10 protein-coding genes are annotated in these 10,776 nt (G+C 71.1%); 2 read left to right on the forward strand and 8 right to left on the reverse strand.

Annotated features, from left to right (window positions below):
- On the reverse strand, nucleotides 1-640 hold a 640-nt coding region (locus tag ACFWBD_RS27615), incomplete at its 3' end, for a HAMP domain-containing protein (protein WP_385672159.1).
- A gap of 300 nt (nucleotides 641-940) precedes the next feature.
- On the reverse strand, nucleotides 941-1,822 hold the full coding sequence (locus ACFWBD_RS27620; protein WP_385672162.1) for an RNA polymerase sigma factor SigF: 882 nt from the start codon (nucleotides 1,820-1,822) through the stop codon (nucleotides 941-943).
- Between the two features lie 199 nt (nucleotides 1,823-2,021).
- Between ACFWBD_RS27620 and ACFWBD_RS27625 the strand changes: the two genes are divergently transcribed.
- Both ACFWBD_RS27625 and ACFWBD_RS27630 read left to right on the forward strand, forming a co-directional pair.
- The gene (locus ACFWBD_RS27625) at nucleotides 2,022-2,393 is read left to right on the forward strand and encodes a PRC-barrel domain containing protein (protein WP_385672165.1); all 372 of its coding nucleotides are present in this window, start codon (nucleotides 2,022-2,024) and stop codon (nucleotides 2,391-2,393) included.
- Complete coding sequence (locus ACFWBD_RS27630) at nucleotides 2,390-2,848, forward strand: ATP-binding protein (protein WP_385672168.1); 459 nt, start codon at nucleotides 2,390-2,392, stop codon at nucleotides 2,846-2,848. The genes ACFWBD_RS27625 and ACFWBD_RS27630 overlap by 4 nt, the downstream gene beginning before the upstream one ends.
- A gap of 45 nt (nucleotides 2,849-2,893) precedes the next feature.
- Here the strand turns inward: ACFWBD_RS27630 and ACFWBD_RS27635 are convergent, their stop codons facing one another.
- The 6 genes from ACFWBD_RS27635 to ACFWBD_RS27660 all read right to left on the reverse strand — a co-directional run.
- Nucleotides 2,894-3,340, reverse strand: a complete 447-nt coding sequence (locus tag ACFWBD_RS27635) for an ATP-binding protein (RefSeq protein WP_385672171.1) — start codon at nucleotides 3,338-3,340, stop codon at nucleotides 2,894-2,896.
- A 190-nt stretch (nucleotides 3,341-3,530) separates the two neighbouring features.
- Nucleotides 3,531-5,435, reverse strand: a complete 1,905-nt coding sequence (locus ACFWBD_RS27640; protein ID WP_385672174.1) for an AMP-dependent synthetase/ligase — start codon at nucleotides 5,433-5,435, stop codon at nucleotides 3,531-3,533.
- Between the two features lie 253 nt (nucleotides 5,436-5,688).
- Complete coding sequence (locus tag ACFWBD_RS27645) at nucleotides 5,689-6,777, reverse strand: glutamate--cysteine ligase (RefSeq protein WP_385672177.1); 1,089 nt, start codon at nucleotides 6,775-6,777, stop codon at nucleotides 5,689-5,691.
- Between the two features lie 57 nt (nucleotides 6,778-6,834).
- On the reverse strand, nucleotides 6,835-9,039 hold the full coding sequence (glgB, locus tag ACFWBD_RS27650; protein ID WP_385672180.1) for a 1,4-alpha-glucan branching enzyme: 2,205 nt from the start codon (nucleotides 9,037-9,039) through the stop codon (nucleotides 6,835-6,837).
- Nucleotides 9,040-9,044: 5 nt separating this feature from the next.
- Complete coding sequence (locus ACFWBD_RS27655; RefSeq protein ID WP_385672183.1) at nucleotides 9,045-10,406, reverse strand: maltokinase; 1,362 nt, start codon at nucleotides 10,404-10,406, stop codon at nucleotides 9,045-9,047.
- Between the two features lie 28 nt (nucleotides 10,407-10,434).
- On the reverse strand, nucleotides 10,435-10,776 hold a 342-nt coding region (locus ACFWBD_RS27660; protein ID WP_385672186.1), incomplete at its 5' end, for an alpha-glucosidase C-terminal domain-containing protein.

Genomic DNA, 10,776 nt, shown 5'->3' on the forward strand with positions numbered 1-10,776 from the left:
TGGCCACCGCCGTGGTCACCTGGGCGACGTTGCGGACCTGGTTGGTGAGGTTTCCGGCCATGAAGTTGACCGAATCGGTGAGGTCCCGCCACACGCCGGCGACTCCGGGCACCTGCGCCTGGCCGCCGAGGCGTCCTTCGGTGCCGACCTCGCGGGCGACGCGGGTGACCTCGTCGGCGAAGGCGGACAGCTGGTCGACCATCGTGTTGACGGTCTCCTTCAGCTGAAGGATCTCGCCCCGGGCCGGCACGTCGATCTTCTGGGAGAGGTCGCCCTTGGCGACCGCGGTCGCCACCTGGGCGATGTCGCGGACCTGGGTCGTCAGGTTGCCCGCCATGGCGTTCACGGAGTCCGTCAGGTCGGCCCAGGTCCCGGAGACCCCGGGCACCTCCGCCTGACCGCCCAGAGTGCCCTCCGTGCCCACCTCCCGGGCCACCCGGGTGACCTCGGAGGTGAAGACGGACAGCTGGTCGACCATGCCGTTGAAGACGGTGGCGATGTCACCCAGCAGGCCGTCGCCGTCGGTGGGCAACCGGGTACCGAAGTCCCCGTCCCGTACGGCTGTCAGGCCGGCCAGGAGCTGCCTGAGCTCGTGGTCGCCGGGAACCGCGTCCAAGGTCTCGGTCGCGTTGCTGGTCATGCCTACCCTCGTTCCGCTCCCCAGGAGCCCCCGGGCGGGGACTCGAACCGGGCCGCCCAGGTGGACGGCCCAGCATGTCGTACGTGGATTTCCGCAGTTCACGGATGTGCGCGATGAGAGAAATCCGCCGCAGGCTAACCCACTGGAGTGCGGTGCAACAAAGCCTCACGTCACTTCGCGCACACAGGATTTCCAGAAGGCGGGCACCATGCATACACGAACGGAAACAGGGTAGTCGCACAGCTTTGCCCGGGACGGCTTCAGCCGTCCCGGGCAAAGTTCACGACCGGATCTCCGGGGTCAGGCGACCTCGGATCCCAGCAGACCGGTCCGCAGTCGCTGCACCATGCGGCTGATCAGCCGTGACACATGCATCTGGGAGATGCCGAGCTCCTTGCCGATCTCCGCCTGCGTCCGCTCCTCGACGAACCGCATGTGGATGATCAGCCGCTCCCGATCGTCGAGTTCGGCGATGAGCGGTGCCAGCGAGTGGAAGTCCTCCACCAGCTCCAGCGCCGGCTCCTCGGCGCCGAGGAAGTCGGCCAGCACGGACTCGCCGTCCGCGCCGCCGTCGGAGGTCAGGGCCGCGTCGAGGGAGGCGGACGTGTAGCCGTTGGAGGCCTTGCGCGCCTCGATGACCTCCTCCTCCGACAGCGACATCAGTTGCGACAGCTCACGCGTCGTGGGCATGCGGCCCAGCCGCGTCTGCAGCTCCTCCGTCGCCTTGGCCAGTTCGACCCGAGCCTCCTGGAGCCTGCGCGGCACGTGCACGGCCCAGCTCGTGTCCCGGAAGAACCTCTTGATCTCGCCGACGATGTACGGAATGGCGAACGAGGTGAACTCGACCTCGCGGGTCAGCTCGAACCGGTCGATGGCCTTGATCAGCCCGATCGTGCCGACCTGGACGATGTCCTCCATGGAGTCGCCCCGGCCGCGGAAGCGGGAGGCCGCGTACCGCACCAGGGAGAGATTCATCTCGATCAGGGTGTTGCGCACGTACTGGTATTCGTGGGTGCCCTCTTCCACGACGGCCAGCCGGTCGAAGAAGCGGCGCGAGAGCTCCCGCGCGTCCTTCGGGCTCACCTGGGTGGGCATCTCGATGAGCGGAACCCCTCCTTGCGGGCTCTCCGCGCCCGCCCGCACTGCCGTGGCCGTCGTTGCGTGTGCCGTCACGGCATTCATGCCGCTCACTCCGTTCGTCGAGCCGGTCGATGACGAAGTCCGCCTTCCCCGGGTTCCGGATCTCATGCCGGATGTTCCGCACAGAGTTTTGCAGCTGGTGCCGATACCCACTCTCTTCGGTCAGGAACGGACAGACATGCCCCGAATGCGGGCGCCAAGGGCGGGTAATGGCAGCTCTGGAGCGTGAGAAGGGAGCAGTGTGACCATCGACGGAATCTGGTTGTACACGCCGGACAGTGGATACGCCGAAGGACAGGACCTGACCGACTACGCCGTCATGACGGCCGACGGCACCCTCGGCCATGTGGAACGTGAGGCCGACCCGCTCGGAATGCGGCACCTGGTCGTCGACACGGGAGTGTGGCTCTTCGGCAGGAGCGCCGTCGTCCCGGTGGGAGTCGTGACGGGGGTCGACCACGCGGACCGCAAGGTGACCCTGGGCTGCACCGGGGACGAGGTCAAGGACGCACCCCGCTTCCGCACCGACAGCGAGACGACGGACCCGGCGTACCTCACCGCCGTCGGCGATCACTATCGCCGGCCGACACCAAGGGGAACGCCATCGGTATGAGGGAAGAGGGACTCGCGCCCGCGCGCTCGGCGCCCGTCCGGGCGGCGCCGGGGACTTCGGTGAAGACGTCCGCGGCGGCCCGGGCCCACGCCCGCGCGGTGGTGGACGCCGGGTGGCACCGCTCCGCCCGGCCGGCGCGCGAGGAGGACGTCACCGACCTGCTGCTCGTCGTCTCGGAGCTGGTGGCCAACGCCCTCCGGCACGGCGGCGGACTGGCCGGGTTCGAGATGACGCCGGTGCGGGACGGGGTCCGGGTGGCCGTGCGCGACTACAGCGACGCGGTGCCCGCCGCGGTGGGCGGACCGGGCTTCCGTCCGGCCGGCCACCGCGTGGGCGGCTACGGCTGGCCGCTGGTCGTCCGCCTGGCCCGGGACGTCGCCATCGAGGCACGGGCGGGCGGCGGTAAGACGATCAGTGTGTTCGTCCCGATCCGGACCACCGGCCGGCCGGCCTGACGGGACCAGCGGGACTCTCCGTCCCGCCTCCGCCGGCCCGGCGGATCACCACGGCAGGAAGACGTGCACGTCCTTCCCCTCGCCCTGCCCCGCCTCGTTCGGCACCACGCTGACCTGACTGCACAGCGTGTGCACCAGGTACCAGCCGATACCGCCGCCCCCGCTGTCGGGGTGGAACGGCCGGGGGGACGGCGGACTGCTGTTCGTGTCGTGCAGCGTGACGTGCACGCCGTCGAAAGTGGGGCGCAGACGCAGTTCGAACGGGCCGGGCGCGTACTGGACGGCGTTCGCCGACAGCTCCGTCACGATCAGCACGATGTCGTGCCAGCACTCCGGTGCCGTGGGCGGCACGGTGCGGGCCAGTTCATGGAGGAACTCCTCCGTGGCCAGCCGTGCACCCGTCACGTCCTGGGGTTCACCCGCGAAGCGGGCTGTACGGCTGGGAATCGCCCAGGAGGACAGTGCGTCGTTTCCACGCGGCTCGGTTGCCATGTCGTCAGTGCGGTCCCTCGAGTCTCCGGGACCGTCGTCCTTTCTCGTACGGCTCTCTGGCGTCGCCCCTACAGGGTTCCCGAGGGCTCCCAGGCTACGCGTCCGTCCTCCGACGGCATATGGTCACGGCAGAACACGGCCGCACGGCTCTCCGGCCGCGCGGCGTGTCCGGCCCCCGCCGCCCACCGGCTCACCGGAACACGTCGTCGGCGTCGTCCCAGCCGAGTACCTCCTCCGGTGCGCTCTGCCGGGGCACCCGCGCCCGGGCCTGGTACATCGCCTCGATCTCCGCCGCGTAGTGCGCCACGATCGAGTCGCGGCGCAGCTTCATCGAGGGCGTCAGCAGGCCGTTGGTCTGGTCGAACGCCTGCGGCAGGATGCGGAAGGCACGGATCGACTCCGAGCGGGACACCGTGCTGTTGGCTGCGGCCACCGCCCGTCCGACCTCCTCCCGCAGGGCGTTCTCCTCGCGAGCCTCCCGGCTCTGGGTGTCGCCGTGCAGCAACAGGTTCCCGCGCCAGTGCGCCAGGAAGTCGGGGTCCAGGGTGATCAGCGCGCCCACACACGGCCGGTTGTCACCCACGACCACGGCCTGATGGACGAGCGGATGCATCCGCAACCGCTGCTCCAGCGAGGCCGGCGCCACACTCTTGCCGCTGCTGGTGATGATGACGTCCTTCTTGCGGCCGGTGATCGTGAGGTAGCCGTCGGAGTCCAGGAACCCGAGGTCACCCGTGGCCAGCCAGCCGCCCCACAGCGCGGCCCGCGTCGCGGCGTCGTCGTTGACGTAACCCTGGAACACCGACGGGCCGCGCACCAGGATCTCCCCGTCGTCGGCCACCCGGATGTCCGTGCCCGGCAGGGCCTGTCCGACGGTGCCCGACTTCTCCCGGCCGAGCGGCTGCATCGTGATCCCGCCGCTGGTCTCGGTCAGCCCGTACCCGTCGTGCACGTAGATGCCGATGCCCTCGAAGAATTGGGACAGATCGCGGTGGAGCGGGGAGCCGCCCGAGGTGGCGCGGTGGACGCGGCCGCCGAGCGCCGCCCGGAGTCTGCGGTACACCGTCCGCTCGAACAGGGCGTGCTGGAGCCGCAGGTCGAGACCGGGCCCCGAGCCGCGGCCCAGCCGCTGCCGTTCGACGGCGGCCGCGAAATCCCGGGCCGTCTCCGCCGCCCGCTCGAACAGGGCGCCGCGGCCCGCCTCCTGGGCCGTCCGCAGGAAGTTCTTGTAGATCTTCTCGAACACCGACGGCACCGCGTACAGATACGTCGGACGGAAGGTGCGCAGCGACTCCGCGAGCGCCTCCGCGCCGATGTCGGGTTCGTGGCCCATCAGGATGCCGCCGCGCAGACACAGGCCCTGGATCATCAGCCCGTACACGTGGGAGAACGGCAGGAAGGCGAGGACGCTCGGCTGCCGGCCGGCGGGCGCGGCGGTGTGCCCCCAGCCGGCCAGCAGCGTGTCGCAGGGGCTGGCCAGGCTGCGGTGGCTCAGCGCGCAGCCCAGGGGCCGGCCCGAGCTCCCGGAGGTGTAGGCGATCACCGCGGTGGAGTCGGGCAGCACGATCCGGCGCAGCGAGTCCACCGTGGTGATCGGCACCAACTCGCCGCGCTGCGCGAGCTGTTCGAACGCCCCGGCGTCCAACTGCCAGACGTTCCGCAGCGAGGGCAGGGCCGCGCACACCGACCCGACGGTCATGACGCTCTGTTCGTCCTCGACGACGACGCCCACACAGTTCGAGTCCCGCAGGATCCACTCGACCTGCTCGCGCGAGGACGTCGGATAGACGGGGACGACCTCGGCGCCCACCGCCCAGAGCGCGTGGGACAGGACCGTCCACTCGTACCGGGTACGCGCCATGATCGCGACGCGGTGGCCGGGCGAGATCCCGGACGCCACGAACCCCTTCGCCAGGTCGATCACCTCGTCCCGCAACTCGACGGCCGTCACCTCCTCCCAGTCGGCGCAGGCGCCGTCCGGACGGCGGGAGAGCACGGGGAGTGTGGGAGTGCGGGCGGCAGTCTCGAAGACGGTGTCGGCGAGCCCTCCGGTCAGGGGCGTGGTGACTGGGGGAGCGAGGGCGAAGTCGCGCATGCGCTGCTCCTGAGGTGTACGGGCTGTGACTCCGCCGACGGGGACTGTCATCGACGGTGGTCGAATCTAGCCCAGGTGGGACCGGTTGTGGCCTGGAACGGATAAGTAATCCGCGTTGATGATCTCGTCCTGTCGGCTCCCGGCACTTCCGACGGCTCACCGCCGGTGAAGCCGGCGCTCCGGGGACTCGGAGAGCACGAGCCACATCGATCCCGCCCTCCGGAACCGGGCGGCGGGGCCACGGCGGGTGGCCTCAGGCCTGGGTCTGCTTCACACAGGTGGTGACCACCTCGCGCAGACTGCCGGTGCGCTCCCACACCTCGCGCTGGATCCGGGAACCATTGCCGTGCCGCAGCAGTTCCGCGCAGGACGCGCGGGCCCGCTCGAGGTCGCCACAGTCCGCCAGCGCGTCCTCGACATGGTCCAGCAGAGCGCCGACGACAGTCTCGGCGGGCGTGGGCCGCAAGGTCGCGGGGTGCAGCAGGTTCTCGGTGAGCCCCGAGCGGGCGGCCCGCCAGCCGGCCAGCCGGAGCAGGCTCACGCTGTGGTCCAGCGGCTCCCGGCCGGCCTCCGCGTCACGGGCGGCCGTCTCGACGAGCCCCCGCACCAGCGTGGCGATCAGCACGGCGGTCTCCGCGTGCAGACAGACGTCCGCCACCCGCACCTCCACCGTCGGATAGCGCGCCGACAGCCGGGCGTCGAAGTAGACCATGCCCTCGTCGAGGATCGTGCCGGTGGCCACCATGTCCGCAACCCGCCGGTGGTACCGGTCCGCCGACCCGAACAGCTCCGTCGGACCGGCCGACGGCCAGCGCTGCCACACCCGGCTGCGGTAGCTGCTGTAGTCCGTCTCCAGGCCCTGCCAGAACGGCGAGTTGGCACTCAGTGCCGTCAGCACCGACAGCCAGGGCCGGATCCGGTCGACGACCGCGACGCCCTCCTCGTCCGAGTCGACGGACACATGGACATGGCAGCCGCACACCATCTGCTCACGCGTCGCGATGCCGAACTGTTCCGCCATCCACTGGTAGCGCCGGTTCATGCTGACGGACGGGCGCACCGGCAACGGGGACGTGGCGAGCGCGGCGACCGCGCACCCGGCCTCCCGCGCGTGCCGGGCCGCCTCCCCGCGTATACGGACGATCTCCGCGCCGAGTTCGCCCATGCCCGACTGTGGGTGGGTGTTGAACTCGAGCATCTGGTTGTGCAGTTCCTTCTCGAAGACGTCCTCCTCCGCCCCGCGCCGGGAGGCGCGGGCGAGGACGGCGGCGGACAGGGCCTGGGGCTCCCCGGTCTCCGGATCGACCAGGAGGAGTTCTTCCTCCACTCCGACGGTGCGCACGGGATGCGGCCTCTCTCTGGCGGGTGGTACGCACCCGAATGCCCCCTCCGGGACTGTTCACACGGACGACGGCGCCAGCCACACCGTGGCCAGGGGCGGCAGGGTGAGAGCGATCGCCCCGTCCCGCACCGCGACGGGGGCGGGATGGACGACGCCGCTGCCGCCGTAGCACTCGGCGTCGGTGTTGAGCAGCTCGCGCCAGGCCGGCACCCCGTCGGGCACGGCGAGCCGGTAGTCGTGGCGCACGACCGGCGAGAAGTTGCTGACGGCGAGGAGCGGAGCGCCGTGGGCGTCGTGGCGGAGGAAAGCGAAGACGTTGTCCTCCGCGGCGTCGCCGACCACCCACCGGAAACCGGCCGGATCGGTGTCCCGCTCCCACAGGGCCGGGGTGGCCCGGTAGACCGTGTTGAGCTCCCGCACCAGGTCCCGCACACCCCGGTGATCACCCGCGGACGCGTACCCCGGGTCCAGCAGCCACCACTCGGGGCCGTGGGCCTCGGACCACTCCGCGCCCTGGGCGAACTCCTGACCCATGAAGAGGAGCTGCTTGCCCGGGTGGGCCCACATGAACCCCAGGTACGCGCGGTGGGTGGCGCGCCGCTGCCACCAGTCGCCGGGCATCTTGGAGACCAGCGCCTGCTTGCCGTGGACGACCTCGTCGTGGGAGATGGGCAGCACGTAGTTCTCGCTGTACGCGTACACCATCGAGAAGGTCATCTCGTTGTGGTGGTACTTGCGGTGCACCGGCTCCTTGCCGACGTACTCCAGCGAGTCGTGCATCCAGCCCATGTTCCACTTCAGCCCGAACCCCAGACCGCCGCTGTCGGTCGGCCGGGTCACCCCTTCCCACGCGGTGGACTCCTCCGCGATCGTCACGACCCCCGGGTTGCGGCGGTAGACCGTCGCGTTCATCTCCTGGAGGAAAGCCATCGCCTCCAGGTCCTCCCGGCCGCCGAAGACATTGGGCGACCACTGGCCGGAGTCCCGTGAGTAGTCGAGGTAGAGCATCGAGGCGACGGCGTCCACCCGCAGCCCGTCGACGTGGAATTCCTCGCACCAGTAAGTGGCGTTCGCCACGAGGAAGTTGCGCACCTCGACGCGCCCGAAGTCGAACTCGTACGTTCCCCAGTCCGGGTGCTCGGCCCGGCGCGAGTCGCCGGGCTCGTACAGCGGTTCCCCGTCGAACCGGCCCAGCGCCCAGTCGTCCTTGGGGAAGTGCGCCGGCACCCAGTCCACGATCACGCCGATTCCGGCCCGGTGCAAGGCGTCCACCAGGCACTTGAAGTCGTCGGGCGTGCCCAGGCGGGAGGCCGGCGCGTAGAACCCGGTGACCTGGTAGCCCCAGGAACCCGAGAACGGATGCTGGGCGACCGGCATGAACTCCACATGGGTGAAACCGAGGTCGTTGACGTACGGCGGCAGCTCCTTCGCCAGTTGCCGGAACGTCAGCCCGGGCCGCCAGGAGGGCAGATGGACCTCGTACACGGAGAACGGCGCCACATGCACGGGCACGTCGCCCCGGTGCGCCATCCATTCCTCGTCCGCCCACTCGTAGTGCGAGGCGTGCACGATCGACGCGGTGTCCGGCGGCACCTCCGCCCGCCGGGCCATCGGGTCGGCCTTGAGGAAGCGGTGGCCGTGGCGGGAGGTGATCTCGAACTTGTACCGGGCCCCCTCGCCGATCCCGGGCAGGAACAGCTCCCACACCCCGGACGAACCGAGGGACCGCATCGGGAAGGCGGTGCCGTCCCAGAAACAGAAGTCCCCGGCGACGCGCACCCCCTGGGCGTTCGGCGCCCACACCGTGAACCGGGTGCCGATCACCCCCTGGTGGGCCATCGGCTCCGCGCCGAGCGCCTTCCACAGCTCCTCGTGCCGCCCCTCACGGACGAGGTGCAGATCCAGGTCGCCGAGGGCCGGCAGAAAACGGTAGGGGTCGTCCACCTTGTGCTCGGCGCCCTCGTACGACACCAGCAGCGTGTACGCGGGCACCGCGTCGAGCGGCAGGAGGACGGAGAACAGGCCGTCGCCCTCCGAGACGAGCGGGGTGGGATCACCGTCGATCACGACACTCACGGCGTCCGCGAAGGGCCGCAGGGCCCGGAGGACGATCCCGCCCGGCACCGCGTGCGCGCCCAGCAGGGCGTGCGGATCGTGGTGGGCGCCCGCGAGCAGGCGCCCACGGTCGGCCGGATCGAGGGCGGGCGCCGTGCGCGGGCGGGGGCCGGCCGACTCGGGCGGAGAGGTGTCACGCAGGGCCACAGGGGTCAGCCTCCTCGGACGGCGAGTCGTTCGATCGCCGCCATGGGTACGGGCAGCCAGTCGGGACGGTTACGGGCCTCGTACAGCACTTCGTACACGGCTCGGTCCGTCTCGTAGGCACGCAGCAGGGCATGCTTCTTGCGGGGGTCCCAGCCCGCGCGGGCCGCGTAGCCGGCGCAGTAGGCCTCCCGGCAGCGGCGCGCCCACTCAGGCCGCCACGGACGGCGCTGGCGGGCGGCGTAGTCGAACGAGCGCAGCATCCCGGCGATGTCCCGGACCGGGGATTGGGCACTGCGGCGCTCGGCCAGCGGACGGGACGGCTCGCCCTCGAAGTCGATGACGAACCAGTCGCGCCCGGCGCGCAGGACCTGCCCGAGGTGCAGGTCCCCGTGGATGCGCTGGGCGGGCGGGCCGGCGTCGCACACGGAGAGCGCGCCGAAGGCGGTGGTGAGGCCCGGCACGAACGGGCGCAGCGCCGGCACATGGTGCGCGGCCGCCTCCAGCCGCTCGGTCATCGCCGCGGCCGTGCGCCCGTCCTCCGCGTCCGGACCGGCCGGCAGCGCCGCGGCCAGCGCGAGGTGGACGTCCGCCGTGGCCCGCCCCAGCTCCTCGGCCTCCGCCGTGAAGTCCTCCCCAAGGGCGAGGGCCCGCAGCGCCAGTGTCCAGCCGTCCGACGCGTCGGGCAAGAACGGCTGGAGCACGCCGAGGGTAGCCTCCTGCGGATGCGTCGTGCGGAACCAGGCCACGGGTGCGGGCACCCGCCCGCACCCCTGCCCGGCCAGCGCGACCGGTACCTCCAGATCGGGGTTCACCCCGGGCTGGATACGCCGGAAGATCTTCAGGATGAAGGCGTCCCCGTACACCAGGGAGGTGTTGGACTGTTCGGCCTCCAGCAGCCGCGGGGCGAGCCCGGCGGGCAGCGACACGGACGGGTCGGACTCGAAGCACAGCGGGCCCAGCGTGCCGGGGTGCCGCATCCGCTCCAGGAGCAGATGCGCCGACCTGGGGTCCTGAAGCGCGTCATGGACCGTCAGTCCGGCCAGCGGCCCGCTCTCCACCCTGCCGATCAGCGCCCGTCCCAGACGCGGCGACAGATGTTCCTGGACGCCGAGGAGCAGCTGGTAGCAGTCACCGGCCGGGGGAGTGCCCCCGGGAGTCGGGACGCCCGACTGGTCGGCGTGCACGAGCAGATGAAGGCAGCCGGGGTACAGCTCGGTCATCGACAGCATGCGCAGGTCGGTGAGGGGCCGGTCCTTGCCGGCGAACCAGCGCTGCCGCGGCAGCCACTCGCACAGCAGCGCGGCGAGCGGCCCGACGGAGCGGACGCCGCTCGCGCTGCTCGGTCGCAGGGGTGCGGTCTTCGTCATGGTGACCCATCCTTTCCCCGGCGCTCGCTCACGGGCGGCGGCCGATCCGGGACGCGGCTCTGGTGAGCCGGAACCAATAGAAGCCGTGTCCCGCGAGGGTGAGCAGGTAGGGCAGTTCGCCGATGGCCGGAAAGCGGACCCCGCCGAACAGCTCCACGGGATAGCGGCCGTCGAACCGGCGCAGGTCCAGTTCGGTGGGCTGCGCGGAGCGCGAGAAGTTGTGCACGCACAGCACCACGTCGTCGCCTCCGTCCGCCACCAGGGGCGCCTCGCGCAGGAAGGCGAGGACGGCCGGGTTGGAGGACTGGAGTTCGGTGTAGGTGCCGAGACCGAAGGCGGGGTTCTGCTTGCGGATCTCGATCATCCGGCG

This window comes from Streptomyces sp. NPDC060002, assembly GCF_042737245.1.
GTDB lineage: Bacteria > Actinomycetota > Actinomycetes > Streptomycetales > Streptomycetaceae > Streptomyces.